This window comes from Amycolatopsis sp. NPDC004368 (genome assembly GCF_053602515.1).
The window spans coordinates 254,263-281,066 of record NZ_JBSGDT010000003.1; the positions used below are offsets into that span (position 1 = coordinate 254,263).

General features: G+C 71.2%; 30 protein-coding genes. 23 read left to right on the forward strand and 7 right to left on the reverse strand.

Going from position 1 to position 26,804, the window contains the following annotated elements; genetic code table 11:
• Positions 1-78 precede the first annotated feature (78 nt).
• Positions 79-1,134, forward strand: a complete 1,056-nt coding sequence (locus tag ACWEOE_RS07225; protein WP_452005667.1) for a C40 family peptidase — start codon at positions 79-81, stop codon at positions 1,132-1,134.
• A 23-nt stretch (positions 1,135-1,157) separates the two neighbouring features.
• Positions 1,158-2,003 carry an alpha/beta fold hydrolase gene (locus ACWEOE_RS07230; RefSeq protein ID WP_452005133.1) on the forward strand — a complete coding sequence of 282 codons (846 nt, stop codon included), beginning with the start codon at positions 1,158-1,160 and terminating at the stop codon, positions 2,001-2,003.
• Positions 2,004-2,019: 16 nt separating this feature from the next.
• Here ACWEOE_RS07230 and ACWEOE_RS07235 read toward each other — a convergent pair whose 3' ends face one another.
• Positions 2,020-2,208 carry a hypothetical protein gene (locus ACWEOE_RS07235; protein ID WP_452005135.1) on the reverse strand — a complete coding sequence of 63 codons (189 nt, stop codon included), beginning with the start codon at positions 2,206-2,208 and terminating at the stop codon, positions 2,020-2,022.
• Positions 2,209-2,217: 9 nt separating this feature from the next.
• Here ACWEOE_RS07235 and ACWEOE_RS07240 point away from each other — a divergent pair, with 9 nt between their 5' ends.
• The 7 genes from ACWEOE_RS07240 to ACWEOE_RS07270 all read left to right on the forward strand — a co-directional run bounded on the left by ACWEOE_RS07240 (position 2,218) and on the right by ACWEOE_RS07270 (position 8,192).
• Positions 2,218-2,982 carry a hypothetical protein gene (locus ACWEOE_RS07240; RefSeq protein WP_452005137.1) on the forward strand — a complete coding sequence of 255 codons (765 nt, stop codon included), beginning with the start codon at positions 2,218-2,220 and terminating at the stop codon, positions 2,980-2,982.
• 10 nt (positions 2,983-2,992) lie between these two features.
• Positions 2,993-3,319 (forward strand): hypothetical protein, encoded by a 327-nt coding sequence (locus ACWEOE_RS07245; protein ID WP_452005139.1) that lies wholly within the window; start codon positions 2,993-2,995, stop codon positions 3,317-3,319.
• 185 nt (positions 3,320-3,504) lie between these two features.
• The gene (locus ACWEOE_RS07250; RefSeq protein ID WP_452005141.1) at positions 3,505-3,897 is read left to right on the forward strand and encodes a class I SAM-dependent methyltransferase; all 393 of its coding nucleotides are present in this window, start codon (positions 3,505-3,507) and stop codon (positions 3,895-3,897) included.
• Between the two features lie 233 nt (positions 3,898-4,130).
• Positions 4,131-4,997, forward strand: a complete 867-nt coding sequence (locus ACWEOE_RS07255; protein ID WP_452005143.1) for an alkaline phosphatase family protein — start codon at positions 4,131-4,133, stop codon at positions 4,995-4,997.
• Between the two features lie 60 nt (positions 4,998-5,057).
• Positions 5,058-6,287 (forward strand): MFS transporter, encoded by a 1,230-nt coding sequence (locus tag ACWEOE_RS07260; RefSeq protein WP_452005146.1) that lies wholly within the window; start codon positions 5,058-5,060, stop codon positions 6,285-6,287.
• Entirely contained in the window at positions 6,284-7,261 is a 978-nt protein-coding gene (locus ACWEOE_RS07265; RefSeq protein ID WP_452005149.1) for a TolB family protein, read from the forward strand. The genes ACWEOE_RS07260 and ACWEOE_RS07265 overlap by 4 nt, the downstream gene beginning before the upstream one ends.
• Before the next feature lie 67 nt (positions 7,262-7,328).
• Entirely contained in the window at positions 7,329-8,192 is an 864-nt protein-coding gene (locus ACWEOE_RS07270; protein ID WP_452005152.1) for an NBR1-Ig-like domain-containing protein, read from the forward strand.
• A gap of 160 nt (positions 8,193-8,352) precedes the next feature.
• Here ACWEOE_RS07270 and ACWEOE_RS07275 read toward each other — a convergent pair whose 3' ends face one another.
• On the reverse strand, positions 8,353-9,336 hold the full coding sequence (locus ACWEOE_RS07275) for a GlxA family transcriptional regulator (protein WP_452005154.1): 984 nt from the start codon (positions 9,334-9,336) through the stop codon (positions 8,353-8,355).
• A 342-nt stretch (positions 9,337-9,678) separates the two neighbouring features.
• Here ACWEOE_RS07275 and ACWEOE_RS07280 point away from each other — a divergent pair, with 342 nt between their 5' ends.
• Complete coding sequence (locus ACWEOE_RS07280) at positions 9,679-9,804, forward strand: winged helix-turn-helix transcriptional regulator (protein ID WP_452005670.1); 126 nt, start codon at positions 9,679-9,681, stop codon at positions 9,802-9,804.
• 65 nt (positions 9,805-9,869) lie between these two features.
• On the opposite strand, the gene ACWEOE_RS07285 is transcribed toward ACWEOE_RS07280, so the two are convergent.
• Positions 9,870-10,676, reverse strand: a complete 807-nt coding sequence (locus tag ACWEOE_RS07285; RefSeq protein WP_452005157.1) for a GNAT family N-acetyltransferase — start codon at positions 10,674-10,676, stop codon at positions 9,870-9,872.
• 70 nt (positions 10,677-10,746) lie between these two features.
• On the opposite strand from ACWEOE_RS07285, the gene ACWEOE_RS07290 reads away from it, so the two are divergent.
• Positions 10,747-12,381 carry an acyl-CoA carboxylase subunit beta gene (locus ACWEOE_RS07290; protein ID WP_452005159.1) on the forward strand — a complete coding sequence of 545 codons (1,635 nt, stop codon included), beginning with the start codon at positions 10,747-10,749 and terminating at the stop codon, positions 12,379-12,381.
• A gap of 8 nt (positions 12,382-12,389) precedes the next feature.
• On the forward strand, positions 12,390-12,605 hold the full coding sequence (locus tag ACWEOE_RS07295; protein WP_452005161.1) for an acyl-CoA carboxylase subunit epsilon: 216 nt from the start codon (positions 12,390-12,392) through the stop codon (positions 12,603-12,605).
• Positions 12,606-12,678: 73 nt separating this feature from the next.
• Here ACWEOE_RS07295 and ACWEOE_RS07300 read toward each other — a convergent pair whose 3' ends face one another.
• Positions 12,679-13,290, reverse strand: a complete 612-nt coding sequence (locus ACWEOE_RS07300) for a TetR/AcrR family transcriptional regulator (protein WP_452005164.1) — start codon at positions 13,288-13,290, stop codon at positions 12,679-12,681.
• Positions 13,291-13,386: 96 nt separating this feature from the next.
• Here ACWEOE_RS07300 and ACWEOE_RS07305 point away from each other — a divergent pair, with 96 nt between their 5' ends.
• Entirely contained in the window at positions 13,387-14,676 is a 1,290-nt protein-coding gene (locus ACWEOE_RS07305; RefSeq protein WP_452005167.1) for an MFS transporter, read from the forward strand.
• 15 nt (positions 14,677-14,691) lie between these two features.
• Here the strand turns inward: ACWEOE_RS07305 and ACWEOE_RS07310 are convergent, their stop codons facing one another.
• Positions 14,692-15,138, reverse strand: a complete 447-nt coding sequence (locus tag ACWEOE_RS07310) for a nitroreductase family deazaflavin-dependent oxidoreductase (RefSeq protein ID WP_452005170.1) — start codon at positions 15,136-15,138, stop codon at positions 14,692-14,694.
• A 28-nt stretch (positions 15,139-15,166) separates the two neighbouring features.
• Complete coding sequence (locus tag ACWEOE_RS07315) at positions 15,167-15,604, reverse strand: VOC family protein (protein WP_452005172.1); 438 nt, start codon at positions 15,602-15,604, stop codon at positions 15,167-15,169.
• 324 nt (positions 15,605-15,928) lie between these two features.
• On the opposite strand from ACWEOE_RS07315, the gene ACWEOE_RS07320 reads away from it, so the two are divergent.
• From ACWEOE_RS07320 to ACWEOE_RS07335, 4 genes are all read left to right on the forward strand, one after another.
• Positions 15,929-16,549 carry a PadR family transcriptional regulator gene (locus ACWEOE_RS07320; RefSeq protein WP_452005175.1) on the forward strand — a complete coding sequence of 207 codons (621 nt, stop codon included), beginning with the start codon at positions 15,929-15,931 and terminating at the stop codon, positions 16,547-16,549.
• Positions 16,530-18,155: a DHA2 family efflux MFS transporter permease subunit gene (locus tag ACWEOE_RS07325; protein WP_452005178.1), complete on the forward strand. Its 1,626-nt coding sequence runs from the start codon at positions 16,530-16,532 to the stop codon at positions 18,153-18,155. The genes ACWEOE_RS07320 and ACWEOE_RS07325 overlap by 20 nt, the downstream gene beginning before the upstream one ends.
• A gap of 508 nt (positions 18,156-18,663) precedes the next feature.
• Positions 18,664-19,293, forward strand: coding sequence for a Maf family protein (locus tag ACWEOE_RS07330; protein ID WP_452005181.1), 630 nt, complete (start codon positions 18,664-18,666; stop codon positions 19,291-19,293).
• A gap of 91 nt (positions 19,294-19,384) precedes the next feature.
• On the forward strand, positions 19,385-20,716 hold the full coding sequence (locus ACWEOE_RS07335) for a dicarboxylate/amino acid:cation symporter (RefSeq protein WP_452005182.1): 1,332 nt from the start codon (positions 19,385-19,387) through the stop codon (positions 20,714-20,716).
• Positions 20,717-20,751: 35 nt separating this feature from the next.
• On the opposite strand, the gene ACWEOE_RS07340 is transcribed toward ACWEOE_RS07335, so the two are convergent.
• Complete coding sequence (locus ACWEOE_RS07340; RefSeq protein WP_452005185.1) at positions 20,752-21,480, reverse strand: hypothetical protein; 729 nt, start codon at positions 21,478-21,480, stop codon at positions 20,752-20,754.
• 50 nt (positions 21,481-21,530) lie between these two features.
• Between ACWEOE_RS07340 and ACWEOE_RS07345 the strand changes: the two genes are divergently transcribed.
• The 6 genes from ACWEOE_RS07345 to ACWEOE_RS07370 all read left to right on the forward strand — a co-directional run bounded on the left by ACWEOE_RS07345 (position 21,531) and on the right by ACWEOE_RS07370 (position 26,681).
• Positions 21,531-21,821: an SAV_915 family protein gene (locus tag ACWEOE_RS07345; RefSeq protein ID WP_285970436.1), complete on the forward strand. Its 291-nt coding sequence runs from the start codon at positions 21,531-21,533 to the stop codon at positions 21,819-21,821.
• Positions 21,822-21,914: 93 nt separating this feature from the next.
• Entirely contained in the window at positions 21,915-23,711 is a 1,797-nt protein-coding gene (locus tag ACWEOE_RS07350) for an acetyl/propionyl/methylcrotonyl-CoA carboxylase subunit alpha (protein ID WP_452005188.1), read from the forward strand.
• Positions 23,712-23,765: 54 nt separating this feature from the next.
• Positions 23,766-24,362, forward strand: coding sequence for a DUF1707 SHOCT-like domain-containing protein (locus tag ACWEOE_RS07355; RefSeq protein ID WP_452005191.1), 597 nt, complete (start codon positions 23,766-23,768; stop codon positions 24,360-24,362).
• 19 nt (positions 24,363-24,381) lie between these two features.
• The gene (locus ACWEOE_RS07360) at positions 24,382-24,768 is read left to right on the forward strand and encodes a DUF1707 SHOCT-like domain-containing protein (protein ID WP_452005673.1); all 387 of its coding nucleotides are present in this window, start codon (positions 24,382-24,384) and stop codon (positions 24,766-24,768) included.
• A gap of 72 nt (positions 24,769-24,840) precedes the next feature.
• The gene (locus ACWEOE_RS07365) at positions 24,841-26,067 is read left to right on the forward strand and encodes a sensor histidine kinase (RefSeq protein ID WP_452005194.1); all 1,227 of its coding nucleotides are present in this window, start codon (positions 24,841-24,843) and stop codon (positions 26,065-26,067) included.
• Positions 26,064-26,681, forward strand: coding sequence for a response regulator (locus ACWEOE_RS07370; RefSeq protein ID WP_452005197.1), 618 nt, complete (start codon positions 26,064-26,066; stop codon positions 26,679-26,681). Before ACWEOE_RS07365 ends, ACWEOE_RS07370 begins: the two co-directional genes overlap by 4 nt.
• Positions 26,682-26,804: the final 123 nt, after the last annotated feature.

Below are 26,804 nucleotides of genomic sequence, written 5' to 3' on the forward strand. Positions count from 1 at the left end.
GCAGAGGTGCGCTCTTCTAGATTGGACGCTGTGACCCCGCCTGACCCCGAGCACAACGCCGTGCCGGATTCCCCGGCCGTGCCCGAAAAACCCGCCGCGGGCAAGTCGTGGGCGCGTGGCGCGGTCCACCGTGGACTCGTCGCGCTGCCGCTCGTGGCCGGCCTCGCCACCGCGGGCTGGCTCGTGGCGGACCGCGACCAACCCGCGCCGCCGCCCGCTCCGGTCGCGGCGGCCGCGGTCACGGCGGGACCGTCGGTGCTCCAGGTGAGCGCGCCCGTCGCCGCGCAGGAACCCGGCCAGGGCGCCTCGGGCGGCGGTGGCAAGACGCCGTTGCAGCAGTGGGCCGAATCGCTCGCCGGCCCCCTCGACATCCCGGCCGACGCGCTGATCGGCTACGCCGACGGCGAGCTCGCGCTGCGCTCCGAAGACCCCGGCTGCCACCTTTCGTGGGTGACGCTCGCGGGCGTCGGCGCCGCCGGCTCCGACCACGCCAACCCGATGAGCCTCTCGACGGCGTCGTGGAAGAAGTACGGCGCGAAGATCCCCGGCATCGACAAGCCGGCCCTCACCGACCCCAGCGCGGCCTCCGTCGCCGCCGGCCGCGCGCTGTGCGCCGGCGGCGCCGACCTGTCCGCGGGCACGGGCTGGTGGAAGTCGATCGCCGCGTACGCGAGCAAGGACACGGAGCTGTTCCGCCAGCGCGTGCTCGGCAACGCGCAGCTCTACGCCACCCTCTCGCTGGACCCCGCGAAGGCTTCTTCGCCGGCCGTCCGCGCCACCCGCTTCGCCCTCGGCCAGCTCGGCCTGCCGTACGTCTGGGGCGGCAACGGCCCCGACGCCGGCGCCGCGGGCTTCGACTGCTCCGGCCTGACGAAGGCCTCCTACGACAGCGCCGGCGTGACCCTGCCCCGCACGGCGGACAGCCAGTTCCGCTCCCTGCCGCCGGTCAACGGCGAACCCCAGCTGGGCGACCTGGTGTTCTACGGCTCGCCGACCACGCGGATCCACCACGTCGGGCTCTACCTGGGCAACGGACTGATGATCAACGCGCCGACCGAAGGCCAGGCGATCCAGATTCACACGTACCACTCGCGGGGCGATGATTACGCGGGAGCGGGCCGACCGGCCGCGTAGGCAGTCAACCGAGGAGGGTGCCGATGCACTCGTTCCGCACCCCCGACGGCATCACCCTCGGCGTCGAGCACTTCGGCGACCCGGCCGCGCCCCTCGTGCTGCTCGCCGGCGGCACCACCATGCTCTCCTGGCCCGATGCGCTGTGCGAGGCGCTCGCGCGCGGCGGGCGGCACGTCGTGCGCTACGACCTGCGTGACTCCGGCACGTCGACAACGGAGGACCCCGAAGCGCCCGCTTACACGCTGCGCGACCTCGCCGCCGATGCCGCCGCGCTCGCGAGCGGGCTGGGCGGCGGGCGGCCGGCGCACCTGGCGGGCATCGGCGTCAGCGGGATGGTGGCGCAGGTCGCCGCGCTGGATCATCCGGAGGCGTTCGGGGCGCTGACGCTGGTGGGGACGCGGCCCGTCGCGCCCGGGCCGGTCGACGGTGACCTGCCCGACCACGACGCGGAGGTGCTGCGGCGCCGGTTCGCGCTGGCGAACCCCGACTGGTCCGACCGTGCCTCCGTGGCGGAATTCGCCGCCGCCGGGGCGGAGGTGTTCGGGGACGATCCCGTCGCCGCGCGGGTGACCGCCGAGCGGATCTTCGACCGCACCCCCGGCGCGGCGCCGTCGGTCCGGGTGGCCAACCAGCTGGGCACGGTGTTCGCCCGGCTCGACTGCACGCCGCGGTGGCGTGAGCGGTTGCCCGACCTCACCGTGCCGACGCTCGTGGTGCACGGCCGCCACGACCCGTTTTTCCCCGTCGGCAACGGCGAAGCGCTCGCGCGCGAGATCCCCGGCGCGCGGCTGCTCGTGCTCGACGAGGCCGCGACCGCGATCCCCACGGCGGCCGTCGACGAGGTCGCTGTGGCGATGCTCGCGCTCTGACACCGCGTGGCCGCGGTCAGCCTGCCGCCGTGCACAGCACCGAGGCGGTTGAGCTGCTCGCGCGGTACGCGCGGGTGAGCGCGGACACGACGTACCTCCCCGACGGACGGCTTTCCCTGCCCAGGGTGACGGCCGCGACGAAGGGCGACGCGGAAGCGCTGGCCGCCGGCGTCGGCCGCTCGACGAGCTGCGGCGGTTCACGCACGACGAAGCGGTGGAAGCGCTGCGGGAGCTCGGTGCCGCGTGGGACGTTCGTGCCGCGGCGTCGGTGTGGGTGGCGGGGTTGTGGTCGGCGTCGTGGGCGTGGCGCCCCGCGCTGACCGGGGCCCTGCTCGCGCGCGCCGTACCCGAGCACGAGTCGCAGCCGTATCGAAGCTCCACCTCCTGCCGCGTGTGCGGGACGGACGCGCCGGCGGTACTCGCGTCGGCGGACGCGTGGTACCGGCGCCACACCGCGGGCGTGCCGATCGACGGGGACGTGCCCTGGCACGTCCCCGCGCTGGAGGAGCTGGCCGATCAGCCGCGGCCGGCCCCGTCCGAGCACGACCGCTGGCTGCTGCGCGCGGTGCTGACCGTGCTTCGCGCCTTGCCCGACGGCAACCGCCTCCTCGACACGACCGCCGTTCACGCGTACGGCAGCGTGCTCGAAGAACTCGCGCTCGTCGGCGTGGTGGCCACGGCCGAGCACCCCGGGCTGGCCGAGCGGTGGTCGGACTGCGTCGAGCGGGACCAGCGCCCGAACGACCGGATCGAGGTCCAGGCGCCGCTGGCGTGGTGGCGTTCGTCCGACGGACTGCGTCCTGCGCGAGGCCTTCGCGGACTTCGACACCACGGACGTCGACTTCGACGCGCCCCGCCCGACGCCGGACCCCGCGCCCGGTTCGACGCCGGCGGCGGCCGTCGCAAAGCGGGTCAAGGAACTGAACCGCCCCGGCACGATTCCGCGATCCGTCGGCACGGAGCCGGCGTCCGCCGGTGACGTCTACGCCATGCGGGTCGCCGCCGACCGGTGGGTGACGCTGTACGTCTGGTCGGTCGACGCCGGTGGCGCCCGGACGTACGCGACGGTCGAGTTCCTGGCCGAGTTGTTCCCGGAGTTCCCGGACCCCGCGGCGCTCTCGGGCCGCGTCCAGCCCCGCTTCGACGGGCGGTGGCACTACCGCGCCCACTCGCTCGAGAAGGCCCCGAACACGCGGCGCATCGCCCAGGGCGTCCCCGCCCCGGTGGGAGACGGACCCCCGCCCGACCGGTCCTCGTCCGGGGCCGCGAAGGACCTGCGCCACCTCGCCGACGCCTGCTTCCGCGAGCTGCGCTGAATCACGCCCTTTTCGGGAATTGGCGACGACTGTTGGCTAGCTGCGCGAGTACCTGGAACAGGAGGAGAAGCGAGCAGCGAGGCCGAGCCGGACGTCGAAGTCGTGACGCCGTACGAAGACACGCACTACGGCACGCGCGAGGTGGTCGTGCGCGATCCCGACGGTCGTTTGTGGACACTGCAGGCGTGACCGTCGGCAACACCGCGCTGCGCACCGCGTTGTGGCGCGCGCTGCACCTCGAAGCCGACGCACCCCCGCACGTGTTCGAGGATCGCGTGGGGTTGGAGGTTGCCGCGCCGGAAGCGGCCTGGCGGCAGCGGCCGGACATGGATCCCGTGACGACACAAGGGTTTCGGCCGAGCATGGTCGCGCGGGCGCGGTTCGTCGAGGAGCTGGTGCGCGAACGCGACGCGAGCCAGTACGTGATCCTCGGCGCCGGGCTCGACTCGTTCGCGCAACGGCACCCCGGCGTCACCAAGGTGTTCGAGATCGACCAGCCCGTACTTCGCGAACCGCGCCGACGACCTGCGCCCATCCTCCGGCGAGGACTTCCTGGTCGCCACCGCGTGATGGCGTGAACGACCCGCGAGATCGTGCCGGTTTCCGGATGGCGCAGTGCGATCGGCCACCAAGCCGATCCGACTGCGCCATCCGGAAGACGGCTCAAAGGCGATCTCGCACGCCCCGCCGGAGGCGGGGCCGAAAACACAGTTGTTCATTTTCTGACCACGTACCAGACGCCAACCCAACACGAACCGGTCCGCTCGCGTCCCCATCATGAGTCGCCCTTCCCCCCTACCCAGGAGGACTCATGATCCGCAAGCGGATCGTGGCCGCGCTCGCCGCGGCGACGCTGGCCGCGGCCGGCGTGGTCACGGCGGCCGTGACGAACGCAGGCGTTCCGGACGTGGCGCCCGCCGCCGCGGCCGTGCCGTCGTTCGACCACGTCGTGCTGGTGATGTTCGAGAACAAGAAAGCCTCGTCCATCACGTCGTCGGCCGCCCCGTACTTCACGTCCTTGGCGAGCCAAGGCGCGAAGTTCACCAGTTCCTTCGCGATCACCCACCCGAGCCAGCCCAACTACGTCGCGCTGTTCTCCGGCGCGACGCAGGGCGTCACGAGCGACTCGTGCCCCGCCAACCTCGGCAGCAAGGCCAACCTCGGCCAGCAGCTGATCGGCGCCGGCAAGACGTTCAAGGGCTACTCGGAGTCCATGCCGTCCGACGGTTACACCGGCTGCTCCAGCGGCACCTACATGCGCAAGCACAACAGCTGGGTGGACTTCTCCAACGTGCCGAGCTCCAGCAACGTCCGCTACTCCAGCTTTCCCACCGACTACACCAAGCTGCCCACGGTGTCCTTCGTGACGCCGAACATGTGCAGTGACATGCACGACTGCTCGATCGGCACCGGTGACACCTGGCTGAAGAGCCACCTCGACTCGTACGCGCAGTGGGCCAAGACGCACAACAGCCTGCTGATCGTCACGTTCGACGAGGACAGCGGCACCTCGGTCAACCAGATCTACACCTCGTTCGTCGGCGCCCACGTGAAGCCGGGCAGCTACTCCGAATCCATCAACCACTACACGGTCCTGCGCACCATCGAGGCCTCCTACGGCCTGCCGGGGATCGCGGGCGCGGCGAGCAAGTCGCCGATCCTCGACGTCTGGCAGTGAGTCCCCGCCGCGGGTGCGTCCATTGTGGACGCACCCGCGGTCCGTCGGAAGGACCCGCCCGTGTACTTGTCCACCATCGGCCGCAGTGAGCACAAGGCCTCGAAAGGCAAGATCGCCGCGAACGTGCTCGCGCTCGGCACCGTCAGCCTCGTCACGGACATCTCCTCGGAGATGGTCACGGCGGTGCTGCCCATCTACCTCGTGCTCAGCCTCCACCTGAGCCCCGCGATCTACGGCCTGGTCGACGGCCTCTACACCGGCGCGACGGCACTGCTGCGGCTCGTCGGCGGGTACCTCGCCGACCGGGTGAGCCGGCGCAAGACCATCGCCGGGATCGGCTACGCGATCTCGGCCGTCGCCAAGCTCGGGCTGGTCGCGGCCAGCGCGTCGGCCGGGGCGATCGGCGCCGTGATCACCGCGGACCGCACCGGCAAGGGCCTGCGCACGGCGCCGCGCGACGCGTTGATCACCTTGTCGGCGCCGCAGGACATGCTCGGGCGCGCGTTCGGCGTGCACCGCGCGATGGACAGCGCGGGCGCGTTCGCGGGACCGCTCGTGGCGCTGGGGGTGCTCGCGCTGGTCGGCGCTTCGAGCACCGACGCGTTCGACGCGGTGTTCGTGACCAGCTTCTGCATCGCCGCGATCGCCGTGTTGCTCTTGATCCTCTTCGTCCGCGACCACCGCACCCCGCGCCCGGCCACCGGCACCGTGTCGCCGAAAGCCGCGGCGGCACTGCTGAAGTCGGCGCCCGTGCGGCGGCTGCTGATCGCCGCGTGCGTGCTCGGCACGGCGACGATCGGCGACGGCTTCGTGTACCTGCTGCTGCAGCGGCGCGAGGACATCGGCACGGGCTGGTTCCCGCTGCTGGCCGTGGGCACGAACCTCGCCTACCTCGTGCTGGCCGCGCCGCTCGGCTCGCTGGCCGACAAGTTCGGCCGGCTGCCGGTGGTGCTCGGCGGCTACAGCGCACTGGTCGTGGTGTACCTGCTGCTGGCCGGGCCCGTGTCGGGCTGGCCGCTCGTGGTGCTTTCGCTCGCGCTCTACGGCACGTTCTACGCCGCCACCGACGGCGTGCTGATGGCGCTGGCCGGGCCGGTGCTGCCGGAAGCCCTGCGGACGACCGGGATCTCGCTCATCCAGACCGGGCAGGCGGTGGCGTACTTCGTGTCGTCGGCGCTGTTCGGGCTGGCGTGGCAGGTGTGGGGCATCGGGCCGTCGATGGCCGTGGCGGCCGGCGCGGCCGTGCTCGCGATCGTGGTGACGTTCGGACTCTTGCGGAAGGCGCGATGAAAACGCGGATCCTGGTGGCGGTGGCGGGCATCGTGGTGCTGGTCGCCGCGGCGGCGGTGTACGTCGGCATGGCGGCGGCGCGCAACCGTGACGTCGCGGCCACCGGCACGGTGTCCCTGGCGCCGGGCCCCCGGCTGCTGGTGCGCAGCACGGCCGACGCCTCGCGCGGCCACGTCGTCACGGTTTCGGTGACCGATCCGGGCGGACCGCGCGCGGTGTCGCCGGTGACGTGCGCGCGGGTGTACGCGTCCGCGGGCACCGGCCTGTGCCTGCGTCAGGACGGCGACCTCACGACGTACCAGCTGGCGGTGCTCGACTCTTCGCTGACGTCCAAGCGCGAGATCCCGCTGGTCGGCCTGCCCAACCGCGCCCGGGTGTCGCCCAGCGGCAACCTGGTGGCGTGGACGGTGTTCGTCACCGGCGACTCCTACAACGGCGGTGTGTTCTCCACCCGCGCCGGCATCCTCGACGTCCGCACGGGCGAGCTGGCGCCGACGCTGGAGGACTTCGCGGTGACGCTGAACGGCAAGCCCTACACCGCCGTGGACCTCAACTTCTGGGGCGTCACCTTCACCCGCGACGACCACACCTTCTACGCCACCATGTCCACGGCCGGCCGCCGCTACCTCGTCCGCGGCGACTTCCGGGCCCACACGATCGTGTCGATCCGGGAGAACGTGGAGTGCCCGTCGCTGTCGCCGGACAGCACGAGGATCGCCTTCAAGTCCGCGATCGCCGATGACCCGGCGAAGGGCTGGCGGCTGTCCGTGCTGGACCTCGCGTCGGGCCGCGTGACACCCCTCGCGGAGACCCGCAGCGTCGACGACCAGGCCGCGTGGCTCGACAACCGCTCCGTCGCCTACGGCATCCCGCGGGGCACGCAGCACTCGGACGTGTGGACGGTGCCGGCCGACGGCAGCGGCGTGCCCCGCGTGCTGGTGCCGGACGCGGAGTCGCCGGCGGCCCTGGGGTGATCCTTCGCCGGGGCACGCCGGGTGTCAGACTTGTCCTTCAGCAGCGGATCTGACACCAGGGAGAGCGATGAGCGCGGAGCCGACCCCGGCCGACGTGCTCGCCGCGGAGCTGGCCGCGCTGCGGGCGAGCGCCGGCGACCCGTCGTTCCGCAAGATGGCCGAACGCTCCGGCCGCATCTCCCACACCACGCTGCACGAGGCGGTGAAGGGCACCCGCTTCCCGTCCTGGGAGACGACGCGGGAGTTCGTGAAGGCGTGTGGCGCGGACGAAGAACGGTGGCGGCTGCGGTGGGCGGAGCTCAAGGGCGCGCCGGTGGTGGCGGAGCCCTCTGCGGTGACCGAGCCGGGTGCCGCCGGACCGAAGACCGCCGGGCAGAACGCCACCGAGGCGAGTGAGCCCGAGCCGGCCGCGGGTGAAGCCGAGGGCGTCAGGATCGCCCCGCCGCCGCGCAAACGCTTGCCCCGGCGGAACGTGCTGGTCGTGACCGCCGCCGTCGTGGTGGTGCTGCTGGCGGTGGCCGCGTTCGTCCTCCCGGGCAAGTTCGGCGAGCCGGCCGGTGACGCGAGCGCCCGCATCCCCGGGGACAACACCAGGTTCATCGCCGACGTGACGGTGCCCGACGGCACGCCCGTGCACGTCGGCGTGACCGTGCAGAAGGTGTGGGAGCTCGAGAACTCGGGCAACGTCCGCTGGCACCAGCGCTACCTCCAGCGCACGGACCTGCCGCCCGCGCCGGGCACCTGCCACACCCCCGCGCGGGTGCTGATCGGCGACACCTCGCCGGGTGAGCACGTGATGATCAGCGTGCCGGTGACGGCGTCGGACGCGCCGGGCCGCTGCTGGATCGGCTGGAAGATGGTCGACGCGGCGGGCACGGAGTTCTTCACCACGAAGCGGCCGGTGTACGTCCTCATCACGGTCGTCCCCTGACCCTGTCAGATTCTGTAAGACCTGGTCAGACCGGTACCGAACACCCCGGTGCCGCCGGAAGATGGGTCGTGGCGAAGGCGACCCACCACCGTCTTCGGCGGATTCTGGGGGTCGGTCCGTGGGGCGTCCGAGCACCGGGCGCCCCCACGGACCGCCGAGTTCAGGCCGTGCGACGGAACGTGCTGCGGTAGGCGCTGGGCGACACCCCGAGCGCGCTCTGCAGGTGCTGGCGCAACGAGGCCGCCGTACCGAACCCGCAGTCGGTGGCGATGCGGTCGATCGGCCGGTCCGTCTCCTCGAGCAGCCGGCGGGCGCGTTCGACGCGCTGCTGCGTGAGCCACTGCAACGCCGAGATCCCGACCTCCTCGCGGAAGCGCCGGGTGAACGTGCGCACGCTCATCGACTCCTTCGCGGCGAGATCGCGCAGCGTCAGTGGCCGGTCGAGGTGCTCCAGGGCCCACGCTCGCGCGGTGCCCGTCGACGCGGTCTGCGGTTCGGGCACCGGACGCCGGATGAACTGCGCCTGCCCGCCCTCGCGGTGGGGTGAGACGACGGTGCCGCGAGCGACCTCGTTGGCCACGGCGGCGCCGAAATCACGCCGGATCAAGTGCAGGCAGAGGTCGATGCCGGATGCGACGCCGGCGGAGGTGAAGACGTTGCCGTCCTCGGTGTAGAGCACGTCCGGGTCGAGTTTGACTCGCGGGTACTCCAGCCGGAAGTCGCCGGCTGAGCGCCAGTGCGTGGTCGCGCGGCGGCCGTCGAGCAGGCCCGCGGCCGCGAGCACGAACGCGCCGGTGCAGATCGACGCGACGCGTGCGCCGGGCCGGATGCGCCCGATCGCGCCGGCCAGCGCGGGCGGGTAGTCGCGGCCCGTGGGCTCGTACTCGAGCGACGACGCCGGCACCACCACCGTGTCGGCCTCGGCGATCGCCTCCGGCCCCACCGGGACGGGGATCACCACGTCGGAGTCGGTGCGGACGTCGCCGCGCTCGGGCGTGCAGGTGACCACCTCGTACAGCGGCTCGCCGTCGGCCGAGCGCGCCTGGCCGAACAGGCGGTGCACGATGCCGAGCTCCATCACGAGCATGCCGTGGCGCACCAGCACCGCCACGTGGTGCCTCTCGGGGTGCCGGAAAACGGACATGGCTCGATTCTTGCACAGGTTGTCCATCGGGCCACTGTCTCCGCCTATCAGAGCGAGCGACCCTGGCGCCATGAACGTCCTCTGGCTCTTCGCCCACCCCGACCCCTGCTCCCTCGGCGGCGCGCTGCGCGACGACGGCTTGGAAACCCTGCGCACCCTCGGCCACGACGTGCGCGAGTCGGACCGCGCAAGGATCGAGGATGGCGCCACGCAGGTACAACTGCGGGCTCGACGCCGTCGACGTGAGCGGCGGCCGCTCGAAGTCGCTGGTGCGCTGGGCGTTGCACGAGGATCCCTGACCGTTCGGCGAGCTCAAGCGGAGTGGCCGGGATCAACGAGAAGATGCTGATCCAGTCGTTGCGCGAACCGGAGCACGGCGACATCGTCCACCGCGAGGCCCACGCCGAGATTCCACCGCGTGTGGAGTACTCGCGGGCAGGCTCGACACCGCGCTGCCGGCGGGGGTGAATGAGTCGAGACGAACGTGCGCCACATCGCCACGCCCCGGGCGTGCTGTCGGCACCTCGGCTGACTCAGCCCAGCGCGCGGTTGTACGGCGCGAACCGCCGCGCGGCGATCCCCGGCAGTGCTTTGCCGCCGTGGACCAGCCGGGGCGCCGGGGCGATCGGGAGCAGCCCCGAAGCGCGGCACCACGACGAAAGCCCCGGCTGAGCCAAGTCGACGTCGACCCGGATCCGGCCGCCGGCCGAGCGCGCGATGCCGCGGATCAGGGCGCGAGCCTGCTCCTCGTCCGGCGCGACGACCGGGCCGATCACGGTCACGTCGTCGAGCACCGTGCCGAGGGCGAAGCCGTCGTCGAGCACGTGGACGTGCTCGGCTTCGAACAGGAGCCGGTCGAGCAGCGCGCGGCGCTCGAAGCCCTGCGCGGCGGTGTCCAGTTCGTACACGCGGTCCAGGTCGCCGGGCCGGACGGCGCGCGAAACCGGGCCGCCGTCGTCGGAGAGTGTGCCGAGGTGGCCCTCGCAACCGCCGTCGGCCACGAAGCCCAGGGATTCGTACAGGCGCAGGCCGAAGTCGCTCGCGTGGAGGAACACCGTGGCGTCACCGGCCGCCGCGACGGCCGCGGAGGTCACCCGGCCGCCCAGGCCCTGGCGTTCGTGGCGGGCGGCGACCACGACCATCGAGATCGACGCGACCGGGCCCGTCTCGACCAGGATCGACGTTGCCGCCAAGCCGCCGTCGGGGGCGTCGATGCCGAAGCCGCGGCCGACGTCGAGCAGGATCGACCACTTGCGGTGCTCGCGGGGCCAGTCGCGGTCGGCGCCGAGATCGAGGCAGGCGGACAGGTCGGCGGGCCCGAGCGGGCGGACGGGAAGCACGCCGCCAGCCTATGCCCGGGGAGGCGTACGCCACACGCGAAGCGACCCCGTGGTAGCTAAGCTCCGCTTCATGAGCAGTGCGACGCAGCCGCTCGGGACTCCGCCCGAGGAAGAACCGGACATCCACACCACGGCCGGCAAGCTCGCGGACCTCTACCGCCGTTACGACGAGGCCGTGCACGCCGGGTCCGAGCGTGCGATCGAGAAGCAGCACGCGAAGGGCAAGAAGACTGCCCGCGAGCGCATCGATCTGCTGCTCGACGAGGGCTCGTTCGTCGAGCTCGACGAGCTGGCGCGCCACCGCTCCACGAACTTCGGGCTGGAGAAGAACCGCCCCTACGGCGACGGCGTGGTGTCGGGCTACGGCACCGTCAACGGCCGCCCGGTGTGCGTGTTCTCCCAGGACGTGACGGTCTTCGGCGGAGCGCTCGGCGAGGTCTACGGCGAGAAGATCGTGAAGGTCATGGACCTCGCGATCAAGACCGGCTGCCCGATCATCGGCATGAACGAGGGCGGCGGCGCGCGCATCCAGGAAGGTGTGGTGTCGCTCGGCCTCTACGCCGAGATCTTCCGCCGCAACACCCACGCGTCGGGCGTGATCCCGCAGATCTCGCTGATCATGGGCGCCAACGCCGGCGGGCACGTGTACTCGCCCGCGCTCACGGACTTCGTGGTGATGGTCGACGAGACCTCGCAGATGTTCATCACCGGCCCGGACGTCGTGAAGACCGTGACCGGCGAGGACGTGACCTTCGAGGAACTCGGCGGCGCGCGCACGCACAACACCAAGTCGGGTGTCGCGCACTACCTCGGCTCCGACGACGAGGACGCGATCTCCTACGTCAAGGAACTGCTGTCGTACCTGCCGCAGAACAACCTGTCCGAGCCGCCCGCCTTCGCGCCGGGTGAGCCCGCCGGCTTCTTCGACGACGTGACCGACACCGACCGCGAGCTCGACACGATCATCCCCGACTCGCCGAACACGCCGTACGACATGCACGAGGTCGTCACCCGCGTGCTCGACGACGGCGAGTTCCTCGAGGTCCACGAGCTCTTCGCGCCCAACATCCTCGTGGGCTTCGGCCGCGTCGACGGGCAGAGCGTGGGCGTGGTCGCGAACCAGCCGACGCAGTTCGCCGGCTGCCTGGACATCGCGGCGTCGGAGAAGGCCGCGCGGTTCGTGCGCACCTGCGACGCGTTCAACATCCCCGTGCTCACCTTCGTCGACGTGCCCGGCTTCCTGCCCGGCACCGACCAGGAGTGGAACGGCATCATCCGCCGCGGCGCCAAGCTGATCTACGCCTACGCCGAGGCCACGGTCCCGCTGGTCACCGTGATCACCCGCAAGGCCTACGGCGGCGCGTACGACGTGATGGGCTCCAAGCACCTCGGCGCCGACGTCAACCTCGCCTGGCCGACCGCGCAGGTCGCCGTGATGGGCGCCCAGGGCGCCGCGAACATCGTGCACCGCAAGACGCTCGCCACGGCCGCCGCCGAGGGCCGCGACGTGGACGCCCTGCGCGCCGAGCTGATCCAGGAGTACGAGGACACGCTGCTGAACCCGTACGCCGCCGCCGAACGCGGGTACGTCGACTCGGTCATCGTGCCCGCCCACACGCGCGGCCACATCACGAAGGCGCTGGCCCTGCTGAAGACCAAGCGTGAAACGCTCCCGCCCAAGAAGCACGGCAACATCCCCCTGTGAGGCCTCCCGTGAGCGACCGCCCCCTGCTCCGCGTCGTCCGCGGCAACCCGGACGACGCCGAACTGGCCGCCCTCACCGCCGTGGTCGCCGCGGTGGCCGCGTCTTCCGGCAGCGCACCGGCTGCCCCCCGGCGCACGTCGTGGTGGACCGACCGCGCGACCCGGCTGGGCACCTTGCCCCAGCCGGGCGACGGTGCGTGGCGCGCTTCCGCGTTGCCGCGCTGACCTGTCGCCGCGTGCACCCCGATGCGGCATTCGGTGCGCCCCACGCACCCAACGCCGTATCGGGGCTCCAGCGTCAGATTCCGGTGCAGGCCTTCACAACACGATCCGCCAGAGCATCGGTGAACTTCCGCGTCACCGGCGCACCCGTGACCAGCACCCGGTAGTGGATCGGCCCGATCGCCTGCTCCACCAGCCAATCCAGATCCGTTCCGGTCGGCAGCTCGCCGCGAGCCAGGGCCCGCTCGAACGGCAGCCGGTCGCGTGCGCGCTGCCCGTGGATCTGCTCCGCGCGCAGCCGGGCGGCCAGAGACGGGTCGTGCTGGGCCTGGCCGATGAGGGCGCGGAACACGGCGCCGGCGTCGGCGGTGGTGAGGAAGGTGGCGACGGCGGCGAGGTGGTCGCGCAGGTCGCGGCGGAGGTCGCCGTGGTCGGGGGGCACGAGTTCTTCGGCGAGGTCGTCACCGAGGGCGTCGAGGAGAACGTCCACTTTGGACGGCCACCAGCGGTAGATCGTCTGCTTCGCCACGCCCGCGGCGGCGGCGAGGCGCTCGATCGTGAAGCCGGCGAAGCCGTGGTCCACCAGCAGGTCGTCGGCGGCGTCGAGGACGGCGCGGCGGGCGTCCTCACTGCGGCCGTAGCGGTTGCCGTGGTGGCGGCGGGTATCGGGTGAAGTGGCGTTTCCCACGTCGGCGAGCCTAATCGGCTTCTAGACAAGACGCAACGTCGCGTCTAGCGTGAGCCGCGGCAAAAGGGGGTCACCGACATGTGTTCCGCGTGTGGCGTGCCGACGCACGTCCTGGAAGAGCCGACCGCGCCGCGCAAGTTCGCCGCGCTGTACAACAAGGACTGCCGCCCGTACCTGTTCGGCGCGGGGCTGGCGATGATGGCCGACAACATCGAGCACGTGATCACCTACTGGGTGCTGTGGGAGAAGTTCCAGTCCCCCGCGCTCACCGGCTTCGAGGTGATCAGCCACTGGGTCCCGTTCCTGTTGTTCTCGGTGTACTTCGGCGGGCTGGCCGACCGCCACGACTGCCGGCGGATCATCCAGGCCGCGCAGGTGCTGTTCATGCTCGTGTCCGTGCTGTGGGGCGTGCTGATCGTCACCGACACGCTGCAGGTCTGGAGCGCGTGCGTGCTCTTGATCCTCCACGGCATAGCCGGCGCGGTCTGGGGCCCGGGCGAACAATTGATGCTGCACGACTTCGTGGGCCCGGCCGAACTGCCGAGCGCGGTACGACTGAACGCCACCTTCCGCAGCCTCGGCATCCTGTTCGGCCCGGTCGTCGGGTCGGCGCTGCTGCTCGGGCTGGGGCCGGTGGCGGGCATCTTCGTGAACGTCGCGTTCTACCTGCCGCTCACGCTTTTCCTGTTCCGCACCAACTTCACCGGCCACACGCGCGACGGCGGCATCGTCGCCCGGCCGCGCGTGGGACTGTTCGACTCGGTGCGGGTGCTGCGCGAGGTCGGCGCGAACCCCACGATGGTCGGCATGATCATCCTGGCCGGGCTGGGCGCGTTTTTCGTCGGCGCTTCGATGCAGAGCTCGATGCCGATCTTCGCCCAGGACCTCGGCGCGGGCAGCGCCGGCACGGCCTACGGCGTGCTGTTGTTCGCCAACGGCGCCGGCGGTGTGCTCGGCGGCATTCTGCTGGAGGCGACGGGCCGGATCAAACCGAGCGTGTTCGCGGCCGTGGTCAGCACCGCGATCTACGGGCTCTCCAGCCTGTTCTTCGCGCTGACGGCCAGCTATCCGCTGGCGCTCGTCCTGCTGGTGATCGGCGGCATCGCGAACCTCGCGTCGATGTCGATCGGGCAGACGGTGGTGCAACTGCTGGCGAAACCGGCCGAACGCGGGCGCGTGATCGGCGTCTACAACGTCTCGGCCAACGGCCTGCGCGCCGGCAGCGGGTTCACAGTGGGGCTGCTCGGCGCCGCCGTGGGTGTGCACTGGTCGCTGGGCCTGAGCGCGGCCGCGTTGACCGTGGGCACGGCGATCGCCGGCTGGTACTCGCTGTGGGGGCGGCGGGCACGGGAGGCCCGGCGGCAGCTGGAGCACGTGGGTGACTGACGCCGAGCGACCCCCTCAGTCCTGCGGCGTGAGCACGACGAGCGGGATCACGCGGTCGGTCTTCCGCGCGTACTCGTCGTACCGCGGGAAGATGCCGGACATCAACGCCCACAACGGTTCCCGCTCGGCCGCGGGCACGACCCTGGCGCGGGCGGTGAACCGCCGCAGCCCGACCTGCACGCCGACGCTCGGGTTCGCCTCGAGGTTCTTGAACCACGCCGGATCCTCGTCGGCACCACCCTTCGACGCGACGACGACGAAGTCGTCGCCCGAGGTGCCGTAGATCAGGCAGCAGCGGCGGGGCTCGCCGGTGCGCCGGCCGGTGGTGGCGAGGATCAGGGTGTGCACGCCGTTGGACTCGTGGCCCTCAGTACCTCCCGAGGCCAGGTACGTGCGGGTCTGCTCGGCGACCCAGTCCCACGCCGAGTCGGTGGCGCGGTCGAGGTCTTCGGCGACGGCCATGGTGGTGGTCCTCTCCTGGAGTGGTGGCTCAGCCGAGTTCTTCGACCAGCCCGACGATGATGCCCGCCGGGCCGCGGACGTAGGCGTAGCGGCAGTAGTCCTCGTACCGCGCGAGCTCACCCACGAGCTCGGCGCCGTGGGGACGCAGGCGGCGCAGCACGTCGTCGAGGTCGTCGACGACGAACGTGAGGCGCGGGATGCCCGGGGTGTTCACGGGAGGCCGCGGCGGCGTGGCGGTGCTCACCGGCGAGTGGAACGTGGACAGCTCGATCCGGCTGTGGCCGTCGGGTGTGCGCACGAAGGCGAGGTCGGCCTTGACGCCGGGGAGCCCCAGGAGCTGGTCCACCCACTCACCCTCGACCGTGGCCTGCCCCTCCAGCTCCAGGCCGAGCTCGACGAAGAACGCGATGGCGGCGGCGAGATCCTCGACCACCACGCCGGCGTGATCCATGCGGCGGACCGTCATGGTTTTCCTCCCTTGACCGGGTGACTGCCCGGCGGCCCCTGCGGCCGCTCGTGCCCCGGGGACGCAGCCGATGACGCGTTCTCGACATCGTCCGTTCCCGATTTTGTCGGTGCCCCCGGATACCTTGACCCAACCACTTCGGAACCCCCTCATCACCGTGCGCGACAGCGCGCTCACCAGCGGAACCACGCTTGAACCACGCTTGAACCACGCTTGAACCACGCTTGAACCACGCTGGATCGAGTACTAGTCCGCGACGTATGATCCAGCACGTATAGTCCACATGGAATAACCACATCGGATCACTCGAAAGGATCAACAGCCATGGTTGCGGCGAAGCTGACCACTCTGGGGGTGGCCGTGCTCGAGCTTCTCCACGAAAAGCCGATGCACCCCTACGAGATGGCTCAGCTCATGCGCGAGCGCTACGTGGATCTGCGCGTGAAGCTGAAGGCCGGGTCGCTCTACCACACCGTGGAACGCTTGCAGAACAACGGTTTCATCGAGATCGTCGACACCCAGCGCGACGGCAGGCGCCCCGAGCGCACCGTGTACGCGATGACGGCGGCGGGCAAGGACGTGTTCGTGCAGCGGGCCCGGGAGCTGCTGGGCGACGTCGCTCAGGAGTACCCGGAGTTCCTCAGCGGGCTCGCGGTCATCGACGACCTCGGCCGGGACATCTCGATGACCGAGCTGGAGCACCGCATCACGCTGCTGCGCGCGAAGGTCGCGTCGGACCAGACCGTGCTCAAGGGCCTGCGCGACGGGGGCCTGCCCGAGATCTACTGGCTCGACTTCCGCTACGCCGCCGCCCACCGGGCCTTCGAGCTCGAGTGGTGCGACCGCCTCTACACCGATCTTTCCTCAGGGCGCATCCGGTTCCAGGACGAAAAGCCCACGCTCAGTCTCATCACCAAGGAAGACCATGAACGCAAGACAAGCTAACCCGTGGGCCGCGCTCAGCGCGCTGTGCCTGGGGTTCTTCATGATTCTGCTGGACACCACCATCGTGTCCATCGCGATCCCCAACATGCTCGACAAGCTGAACACGGGCTTGAACTCCGTGGTGTGGGTGATCAGCGTCTACCTGCTGACCTACGCCGTGCCGATGCTCTTCACGAGCCGCCTGGGTGACCGCTTCGGGCCGAAGCGCGTGTTCCTCGCCGGCCTGATCGTGTTCACGGCCGCGTCGTTGTGGTGCGGCCTGTCGGGCAGCGTCGAGATGCTCATCGCGGCACGTGCCGTGCAGGGTCTCGGCGCCGCGCTGATGACGCCGCAGACGCTGGCGTTCATCACGCACCTGTTCCCGCCCGCCAAGCGCGGCCCGGCCATGGGCGCGTGGGGCGGCGTCGCCGGCCTGGCCACCATCGCGGGCCCGCTGCTGGGCGGCGTGCTGGTCGACCACCTCGGCTGGGAGTGGATCTTCTTCGTCAACGTGCCGATCGGCGTGGTCGCCATCGTGCTCACCGTGCTGCTCGTGCCCGACTGGCAGCCCAAGCACGCCCACTCGTTCGACTTCATCGGCATCTTCCTCTCGGCGGCCGGCTTGTTCTGCCTGGTGTTCGGCGTGCAGAACGGCCAGCAGTACGACTGGGGCACGGTCTTCGGCGGCATCACGGTGTTCGAGTTCATCGGCGCCGGCGTGGTGCTGCTGGTGGCGTTCGTGCTGTGGCAGAAGTACAACCGCCGCGAACCACTGGTGCCGCTCGCCGTGTTCGGCAACCGCAACTTCTCCGCGGGCACCCTCACGGCCACCACCGTCGGCTTCACGATGACCGGCATGTTCCTGCCGTTGATCATCTACATCCAGACGGTGCTCGGCCTGAGCCCCACGCTCGCCGGGGTGCTCACCGCGCCGATGTCGTTGTTGTCCGGCGTGATCGCGCCGTTCGTGGGCCGCGCGTCGGACCGGATCAACGGCAAGTACCTCGTGATGGGCGGCCTCGCGCTGCTCGCCGTGGGCATCGCCGTCATCGCCGTGCAGGCCCGCCCGGACACCAGCCCGTGGGCGCTGATCCCGGCCCTGCTGGTCTGCGGTCTGGGCATCGGCTGCATCTTCTCGCCGATGAGCAACCTGACCATGGCGTCGGTGCAGCCGCAGCTCGCCGGCACGGCGTCGGGCATCTTCAACACCGCCCGCCAGGTCGGCGGCGTTCTCGGCAGCGCGGCCATCGGCGTGCTCCTGCAGGCCCGCATCAGCGCCTCCATCACCGACGAGGCCACCATCGCCGCGGCGCAGCTGCCCGAGCAGTACCGGCAGCCCTTCGCCGAGGGCATCGCGCACGCCGCCGCGTCCACCGGCGAGTTCGGTTCCTCGGGCGGCGCCCCCGCGGCCATGCCCGGCCTGCCCGCGGACCTCGCCGCCCAGGCGGGCCGACTGGCGTCGGAGGCGGTCCACAACGGCCTCACGGACGCCGCTCGTGCCACCCTGATCCTGCCGATCGCCGTCCTGCTCCTCGGTGTTGTCGCCGCGTCCTTCCTCCGCCGCGTCGCCCCTCGGCCGGCGCCGGCGAAAACACCGACGACCTCGGAGGCCCCGGCGACCGCGTGATCACGGGCGGGGCTCGCCTTGCTCGCGAACTCGGGTCGCAGCTGCTCACGACAAGGCCGGCCGCGGGTTCACGAGTCCGATCGACCCCAGTGACGTGGCGGCCCCTCGGCACCGGTGCGGGATTCCGGGACCGAGGGGCCGACACGCTTACCGCGGGAGGAAAGTCGAACACCGCCCGGCGCGAACACGCCCACGGGCGGGAAGGAGACCCATCAGCGCAACGGCGGCGAGCCCTTCAACACCTCGGCACTCCCACCGCGGACCGCTTCGCGGTGCTTCGGGGCTCGCAGGCGCGACCACCAAGCCGAGCGCGGCCTGGTCGGCGGGGTCGATTCCATCACCCTGACCGTCATGGTCACCGTCGTCCCTTCGCGGCGTCGTTATTGGTAGCGTCGGGGGCAAGCCGAGCCCAGCCTCGATATGTTGTGAGCAACAACAAACTAGCTCCACGATCGGGTGTTGCAGGTCACAATTCGGCAACTCTCAGAACGCGCGGTAGCTTTCACCCGTGCGTCTCGTACTTGCTTCCCAGTCCCCCGCCCGCCTCGCGCTGTTGCGCGCCGCCGGGATCGAGCCGAGTGTCGTGGTGTCCGGTGTCGACGAGGACGCCGTCGCGGCGGCGCTCACGGATCCGACGCCCGACGAGCTGGTCATGGCACTCGCCGCGGCCAAGGGCAACGCCGTGTTCGCCGAGGTGGCGGGCATCCACACCGACGCGGTGATCGTGGCGTGCGACTCGATGCTGCACATCGGCGGCGAGATGGTCGGCAAGCCCGGCACGCCCGAGGTGGCGCGCGAACGGTGGGCCGCGATGGCCGGCCGGACGGGCGAGCTGCTGACCGGTCACGCGATCATCCGCGTCGAGAACGGCCACCGCACCAAGGAAGCGGCCGGTACGCAGCGCACCACCGTCCACTTCGGACAGCCCAGCCCCGAGGAGCTCGACGCCTACATCGCCACGGGCGAGCCGCTGCAGGTGGCGGGCTCGTTCACGCTCGACGGGCTCGGCGGCTGGTTCGTCGAGGGCATCGAGGGCGACCCGTCGAGCGTGATCGGGCTCAGCTTGCCACTCGTGCGGCGCCTGCTGACCGAGGTCGGCGTGAGTGTCGTGGATCTCTGGATTTCTCCCACATCCTGAGAAGACTTTCACTCCACCGAGTGAAGGAAGAAAGTTCATGTTCGGCCCGGTTCGGGCCTGAACGGGAACTTTCGACCTCTGGGGTGGCCTCGTGTCCTTCCTCCGCGCCTACACCAAACCTCGCGTATTCGCTGCCGCCGTGATCGGCTCGCTCGTCGTCGGCGCGCTGCTCGGCATCCTCGCCCGCACGACGGGCGCCACAACGCTGACCAACGTCCTGCACGAGATCGGCTCGATCTTCACGACGCTGCTGCAGATCGCGGTGATCCCGCTGGTCTTCACCGCGATCGTGGTCGGCATCACGAGCCTGCGCGGCCTCGGCGGCGGGCGCACGGCCGCCCGGCTCGGCGGCCGCACCGTGCTCTGGTTCGCCATCACGTCGTTCATCGCATCGCTGATCGGCATCGCGATCGGCAAGCTGTTCAACCCGGGCACCGGCGGCCTCGGCGCGGGCATCGCGGCCACGGCGAAGAACGCCGACAAGGCCGCCAAGAGCGTGAGCAACTGGGGTTCGTGGGACGCCTTCATCGACGGCCTGCTCCCCCAGAACTTCTTCTCCGCCTTCGCCGACGGCAACACGCTGCAGGTGCTCTTCCTCGCGGTGCTGATCGGTGCCGCGGCCTACAGCCTGGGTGACAAGGCGAAGCCGTTCGTCGACTTCACCACGAGCGTGTTCGAGATCATCCAGCGCTACCTCGGCTGGATCGTGCGCCTCGCCCCGCTCGGCATCGCCGGCCTGATCGGCGCCGCCGTGTCGAACTACGGCGACGCCCTCTTCCGCCCGCTGCTCTCGACCACCGCCGCGGTCTACGTCGGCTGCCTGCTGGTGCTGTTCGTCGTGTACCCGATCCTGCTGAAGTTCGTGGCGAAGATCAGCCCCGCCACGTTCTTCGCCAAGGCCGGCACGGCGATCCAGTTCGCCTTCGCCTCGCAGTCGTCCGCCGCGACGCTGCCGCTCACCCGCCAGGCCGCGGTGAACCTCGGTGTCGAACCCTCCTACGCGGCCTTCGCCACCCCGCTGGCCAGTGCGACCAAAATGGACGGTTGCGCCGCGGTGTTCCCGGCCATCGGCGCCATTTTCATCGCGAACCTCTCGGGTGTGCAGCTGAGCATCGGGCAGTACATCGGCATCGTCGTGGTCGCCGTGCTCGGCGCGCTCGCCACGGCGGGCACCACGGGCTGGCTCACCGCCCTCACGCTCACCACCGCGTTCATCGGCCTCGACGCCAAGCAGGTGGCGCTGGGCATCGCGCTCATCTACTCCGTGAACCCGATCATGGACATGATGCGCACGGCCACCAACGTCGCCGGCCAGATCGTGGTCCCGACCATCGTCGCCCGCGGCGAAGGCCTGCTCGACGACTCGGTGCGTGACGCCCCGGCCTCCGACAAGGCAGCCAAGGCCACGCCCGTCACCGCCTGATCAACCCCGGACGGCGGCCGGGCGACGAAACCCGCTCAGCCGCCGTCCGGACAGGTCCGCAGCTCCGAGGACCGCACCTCGACCTGCGGCCAGCCGCGCAGGTCCGACGGCGACACCACCGTGCGGGTGCACCCGAGCACCGCGCCGCTGAGCCGGTAGACCTCCGCGAGCACCGGCGCCGCCTGGCACCTGGGTGTGCCGGGTGTCGCGTCGGGACACTCGTGGCGCACGACGATCACCTCGGGCCGGCCGTCGGTGTCGACGTCGAAGAGCGAAAGCGTGCCCGCATCGGCGAAGTACGGCTTCCCGAAGTCGCGCCACACGTCGCCCGAGTTGATGAGCAGCTCGCCGTACGCACCGCCGCCCCCGCCGACGTCGCCGGTCACCAGGCACGCCGCCGTCTCGCCCGCGACGCAGTGCAACGACTGCGCGCTGAGCTTCGCGCCCATCGTGGTGATCGCGAGCTCGAACTCCGTGCCCGGCTGCCGTCCCACCTGCACCCGGCCCCAGCCGCCCGAAGCGTCGGAGAGCAACACGACCGGGGTGCCGGACACCGTCATCGCGGCCAGCTGCCGGCACGGACCGCTGCCGCAGGTCGTCGCGGTGGGTGCCGCCGGCTCGAGGTTCACGGGCGGGACCTCGGCCACGCCGTCGGGCTTCGGGCGCAGCACGACGACGACCACGAGCGCCGCCACCGTGACCACGGCGGCGAGCACAGCCGTGAGCAGCGCGGACCGCGGGGTCCGGGTCGGCGAAGTCCGCATATCCGAGACTGTAGGCGATCTTGCGGACGGTGGCCGTCTATGTTGTCCGAGTGACGAACCCCAACCTCCCCCCAGCCCTGTACCTGCCGACCGGACCGGTCAGCGGAACGACCGACGGCGGCACCGGCGCCAACATCGAGCTGCGTCGCACACCGGACGGCCGAGTGGCCCTGGTCGCCTTCACCGCACTCGACCGCCTGATCGACTGCTGCGGCGAGCACCAGCCGTGGATCATGATCAACACCGAGCACCTGCCGAAGATCCACCAGGTCAACCCGTACGACGTGATCGTGCTCGACTCGGAACTCCCGGTCGAGCTGCGGCACACCGCGCGGGTATAACGAGACCACCAGGTGGTCCAGCTCTCATCCCAGCGGGTAGTGCGGTCCGTAGACTCCGGGACACCAGGCAGTGGAGCTCACGGGAGGTACCGGGTGACCGAGCAGGACGTCGCGAGCACGGGTGGTCCGGTGACCAAGATCCTCGTCGCCAACCGCGGTGAGATCGCGGTCCGCGTGATCAGGGCGGCGAAGGACGCGGGTCTCGAAAGTGTGGCCGTGTACGCCGATCCCGACCGCGACGCGCCCCACGTGCGCCTGGCCGACGAAGCGTTCTCCCTCGGCGGCACCACCGCCGCCGAGAGCTACCTGTCGATCGACAAACTCCTCGACGTCGCCAAGCGTTCCGGTGCCGACTCCGTCCACCCGGGATACGGCTTCCTGTCGGAGAACGCCGATTTCGCCCAGGCCGTACTGGATGCCGGGCTCACCTGGATCGGCCCGAGCCCACAGTCCATTCGCGACCTCGGCGACAAGGTGACCGCGCGGCACATCGCGACGCGCGCCGGTGCGCCGCTCGTGCCCGGCACCAAGGAACCGGTGAAGGACGCGAGCGAGATCGTGGCGTTCGCCGACGAGCACGGCCTGCCCGTGGCGATCAAGGCGGCGTTCGGCGGTGGCGGGCGTGGCCTCAAGGTCGCCCGCACGCGCGAGGAAATCCCCGAGCTGTTCGAGTCCGCGACGCGTGAGGCGGTGGCCGCGTTCGGCCGCGGCGAGTGCTTCGTGGAGCGCTACCTCGACAAGCCGCGCCACGTCGAGGCGCAGGTGCTGGCCGACCAGCACGGCAACGCGATCGTGGTCGGCACCCGCGACTGTTCGTTGCAGCGCCGCCACCAGAAGCTCGTCGAGGAAGCGCCCGCGCCGTTCCTGTCCGACGACCAGCGCGCGCGCATCCACGAGTCGGCCAAGGCGATCTGCAAGGAAGCCGGTTACTACGGCGCCGGCACGGTCGAGTACCTCGTGGCCACCGACGGCACCATCTCCTTCCTCGAGGTGAACACCCGCCTGCAGGTGGAGCACCCGGTTTCCGAGGAGACGACGGGCCTCGACCTCGTGCGGGAGATGTTCCGCATCGCGCGCGGCGAGAAGCTGCGCATCACCGAAGACCCCGAGCCGCGCGGGCACTCGATCGAGTTCCGCATCAACGGCGAGGACGCCGGCCGCGGCTTCCTGCCGGCGCCGGGCACGGTCACCAAGTTCATCTCGCCCAACGGTCCCGGCGTGCGCGTCGACTCCGGCGTCGAGTCCGGCAGCGTGATCGGCGGCCAGTTCGACTCGATGCTGGCGAAGCTGATCGTCACCGGGTCCGATCGGAACAACGCGCTGGAGCGCAGCCGTCGCGCGCTGGCCGAGTTCGTGGTCGAGGGTATGGCCACCGTGTTGCCGTTCGACCGCGTGATCGTGAACGACCCCGCGTTCGTCGGTGACGAAAACGGCTTCAGCGTGCACACGCGCTGGATCGAGACGGAGTTCGACAACAAGATCGAGCCGTTCACCGCGCCTGAAGCCGAGGCCGAGGAAGAAGCCCCGCGCCAGAACGTGGTGGTCGAGGTCGGCGGGCGCCGGCTCGAGGTCTCACTGCCGGGCGGCTTCGCACTCGAAGGCACGGGCGGCGGCGCGACGGCCACGAAGGCCAAGCCACGCAAGCGCGCGGGCGGCGCGAAGGCCGCGGTGAGCGGCGACGCCGTCACGGCACCGATGCAGGGCACCATCGTGAAGATCGCCGTGGAGGAAGGCCAGCAGGTCGAGGCCGGTGAGCTGATCGTGGTCCTCGAAGCGATGAAGATGGAGAACCCGGTCACGGCGCACAAAGCGGGCACCGTCACGGGGCTTTCGGTCGAGGTCGGCGCCGCCGTGACCCAGGGCACGCAGCTTCTGGAGCTCAAGGACTGAAGTTGTGCTGAATGTCGTGGGTCCGCGAGCCCGCGGCGGCCTACCATCAACGGTGTGACAGAGGTGCCGTCTCCGCAGCTGCGGATCAGCGACCAGGAACGGGAATCCGCGCTGAATGCGCTCGGTGAGCACATGAGCGCGGGGCGGATCGACATCGACGAGTACGGCGAACGCTCGGCGCGCATCACCGCGGCCAAGACGCGGGGTGAGCTGGCCGAGCTGTTCGCCGATCTGCCGACGCCGCACCCCGTTTACGGGAGCGCCGAGCCGGTTGCGGCACCCGCTCCTGCGTCGGCACCGGTTCCGGCTCCTGCCCCGCAGACGGCCGTGGCGCGGCCGGACGGCTGGAACGGTGGACAGCGAGCGGTGGCCGCACTGATGCCGCTGGTGTGGATCGCGGCCATCGCGCTGATCGCCACGGGCACGCTGCCCGCGTGGCCGCTGATCATGGCGCCGATCGCGCTCAGCATCGTCGGCCGGGCGCTCTGGGGTGCCGGCGGCGACCACCACCGGGACCGTCGCCGCGAGCACCGGCTCGACCACCGCGAGGCGCGCCGGGAACTACGTGACGAGTTCCGCCGCGACCAGCTCGAGGCCCGCCGTGAGATGCGCGACGACTACCACGACCGTCGCCGACGGTTCGACCGCTGAGGCGCACCCCGTGCCCGACATGCGGCTGAGCGACGAAGAACGCCAGGACGCCCTCGACGTGCTTTCCGAGCACGTGCGCACCGGCCGCCTCGACGTCGACGAATACGGCACCCGCTCGGCGAAGGTCACCGCCGCCAAGCGGGTCAGCGATCTCGAACCCCTCTTCGACGACCTGCCCTCGCCCCGGCCGAGCGCGCTGCTGGCCATCCCCCGCCCGGCGGCAGCGGTGCCGGTGGCCGGCCCGCCGGCCGGTGACAGCGCGTTGATGCGCTTCGCGATCCGCTTCGCCGTGCCCATCGCCGTGGTGGTGGCGATCGCGGTGTTCGTGCTCTCGCGTGGGCGGCTCATCCTCGTCTTCGCGCTGCCGCTGGCCGTGCTGCTGATCACGGGCTGGCGCCGGCGCTGATCCACCGATCGGTGGATGGCCGCGTCGAACGGTGGAGCCCGGCGAGGCCGCGCGACTGCGAGAATCGCGGCCATGATGGGTGTGGTGCCGGGTGCCGTGCACCCGAACGGGGAGCGCCTGGCCGGGCCGCTGTTCGCCGCGATCGGGATCGTCGTGCTCGCGACGTGCACGATCTGGGCGGCGGCAAGCGACGGCGTCGACACTGCGACGCTGGCCGCCGCGGGGCTGTCGGCGGGCTGGCTGCTGCTGCTCGTGCCGCTGTTCCCGCACCGCGCGCAGCGGCCGTGGCTCGCGGTCGGGTACTTCGCCGGTCTGCTCGCCGGGGCCGCCGCGCTCAACACCCTCGACACCACGTTCACGGCCTACGCGTCGGTCGCCTACCCCATCGCGTTCGTGTTGTTCGCCGCGCGCTGGAGCATCTTCGCCGTGACCGCGACGGCCGTGATTCCCTTGCTGGCCAAGGAGAATTGGGGCACGGACGGATCTTCGCCGGCGTGGGTGTACGTGGTCTCGGTGGTCGGCCCGATGCTGTACGCGGCCTGGTTCGTCGGCGTGGAGAACGACAAACGCCGGCTGGCCAACGCCGCCCTCGCCGAGGCCAACGCCCGCCTCGAGACCGCGCTCGAGGAGAACGCCGGGCTCCACGCGCAGCTGCTCACCCAGGCCCGCGAGGCCGGCGTGCACGACGAACGCCGGCGAATGGCCCGCGAAATCCACGACACGCTCGCGCAGGGGCTCACCGGCATCGTCACGCAGCTGCAGGCCGCCGACCGCGCGGCGTCGGCGGCATCGCGCGAACGCCACCTCGCCCAGGTCCACGCACTCGCCAAGGACAGCCTCACGGAGGCCCGCCGCGCCGTGCTGGCGTTGCGGCCCGAGCCCCTCACCGACTCGCGCCTGCCCGATGCGCTGGCCGAGCTGGCTCGACGCGTCACGGACACGTCGGGGGTGGCGGTGGCCGCGGAGACCAGCGGCGAGCCGGTGCCGCTGCTGCCGGAACTGGAGGTGACGCTGTACCGCGTGGCACAGGAAGCCTTGGCCAACGCGGAAAAACACGCACACGCGACCCGCATCGCGGTGTCGCTCACCTACGCCGGCGACCTCGTGCTCCTCGACGTCCGCGACGACGGCGCCGGCTTCGACCCCGTCGCGCCGGTGCGCGGGGACGGCACCGGCTTCGGCCTGCAGGCGATGCGCCAGCGCGTGCGGCGGGTGGCAGGCACCTTCACGCTCGAATCGGCCCCAGGTGAAGGCACCGCGGTCAACGTGCAGCTCCCGGCCATCCCGGCGGACCGATGATCCGCGTCCTGCTCACCGACGACCACCCGATCGTCCGCGACGGGCTGCGCGGCGCGTTCACGGGCTGCGCCGACATCGAGGTGATCGGCGAGGCCGCCACCGGCGTCGAGGCGCTGGCGTTCGTCGCGCACCACCACCCCGACGTGGTGCTCATGGACCTGCGCATGCCCGAGCTCGACGGCGTCGGCGCGATCCGCCGCCTCGCCGAGTCGTTCCCGAAGGTGCGCGTCCTGGTCCTCACCACTTACGACTCCGAAGCCGACGTGCTGCCCGCCATCGAGGCCGGCGCCACCGGCTACCTGCTGAAAGACGCCCCCGTGGCCGACCTGCAGCACGCCGTCCGGGCGGCCGCGCGCGGGGAAGCGGTGCTCGCGCCGAGCGTCGCGGCCCGCCTGATGGCGCCGCTGCGCCGGCCCACGCCCGGGGCCCTGACCTCGCGCGAGCTCGACGTGCTGCGCCTGGTCGCCACCGGCGCCACCAACCGCGCGGCAGCGAACCAGCTGTTCATCAGCGAGGCAAGCACCAAGACCCACCTGCTGCACGCGTACGCGAAACTCGGCGTGAACGACCGCGCGGCCGCCGTCGCCGAGGCCTACCGCCGCGGGCTGCTCTGACCTTCACCCGTTTGCCGGACAACGCCGGGTTCGTCTGGTTCGTGAACTCCCCGAGGAAGGGGAGGAATCACGTGAAGCCGAGAGCACTGGCCGTCGCCGCGGTGGCGGTGGCCGGGACCGGCC

What these genes read in the sequence shown, in the direction of transcription:
- ACWEOE_RS07230 (WP_452005133.1), top strand. Translation starts at nt 1,158, where the DNA reads ATGCACTCGTTCCGCACCCCCGACGGCATCACCCTCGGCGTCGAGCAC.
- ACWEOE_RS07245 (WP_452005139.1), top strand. Translation starts at nt 2,993, where the DNA reads ATGCGGGTCGCCGCCGACCGGTGGGTGACGCTGTACGTCTGGTCGGTC.
- ACWEOE_RS07255 (WP_452005143.1), top strand. Translation starts at nt 4,131, where the DNA reads ATGATCCGCAAGCGGATCGTGGCCGCGCTCGCCGCGGCGACGCTGGCC.
- ACWEOE_RS07265 (WP_452005149.1), top strand. Translation starts at nt 6,284, where the DNA reads ATGAAAACGCGGATCCTGGTGGCGGTGGCGGGCATCGTGGTGCTGGTC.
- ACWEOE_RS07270 (WP_452005152.1), top strand. Translation starts at nt 7,329, where the DNA reads ATGAGCGCGGAGCCGACCCCGGCCGACGTGCTCGCCGCGGAGCTGGCC.
- ACWEOE_RS07275 (WP_452005154.1), bottom strand. Translation starts at nt 9,336, where the DNA reads ATGTCCGTTTTCCGGCACCCCGAGAGGCACCACGTGGCGGTGCTGGTG.
- ACWEOE_RS07280 (WP_452005670.1), top strand. Translation starts at nt 9,679, where the DNA reads ATGCTGATCCAGTCGTTGCGCGAACCGGAGCACGGCGACATCGTCCAC.
- ACWEOE_RS07290 (WP_452005159.1), top strand. Translation starts at nt 10,747, where the DNA reads ATGAGCAGTGCGACGCAGCCGCTCGGGACTCCGCCCGAGGAAGAACCG.
- ACWEOE_RS07310 (WP_452005170.1), bottom strand. Translation starts at nt 15,138, where the DNA reads ATGGCCGTCGCCGAAGACCTCGACCGCGCCACCGACTCGGCGTGGGAC.
- ACWEOE_RS07315 (WP_452005172.1), bottom strand. Translation starts at nt 15,604, where the DNA reads ATGACGGTCCGCCGCATGGATCACGCCGGCGTGGTGGTCGAGGATCTC.
- ACWEOE_RS07320 (WP_452005175.1), top strand. Translation starts at nt 15,929, where the DNA reads ATGGTTGCGGCGAAGCTGACCACTCTGGGGGTGGCCGTGCTCGAGCTT.
- ACWEOE_RS07325 (WP_452005178.1), top strand. Translation starts at nt 16,530, where the DNA reads ATGAACGCAAGACAAGCTAACCCGTGGGCCGCGCTCAGCGCGCTGTGC.
- ACWEOE_RS07340 (WP_452005185.1), bottom strand. Translation starts at nt 21,480, where the DNA reads ATGCGGACTTCGCCGACCCGGACCCCGCGGTCCGCGCTGCTCACGGCT.
- ACWEOE_RS07360 (WP_452005673.1), top strand. Translation starts at nt 24,382, where the DNA reads ATGCGGCTGAGCGACGAAGAACGCCAGGACGCCCTCGACGTGCTTTCC.
- ACWEOE_RS07365 (WP_452005194.1), top strand. Translation starts at nt 24,841, where the DNA reads ATGATGGGTGTGGTGCCGGGTGCCGTGCACCCGAACGGGGAGCGCCTG.
- ACWEOE_RS07370 (WP_452005197.1), top strand. Translation starts at nt 26,064, where the DNA reads ATGATCCGCGTCCTGCTCACCGACGACCACCCGATCGTCCGCGACGGG.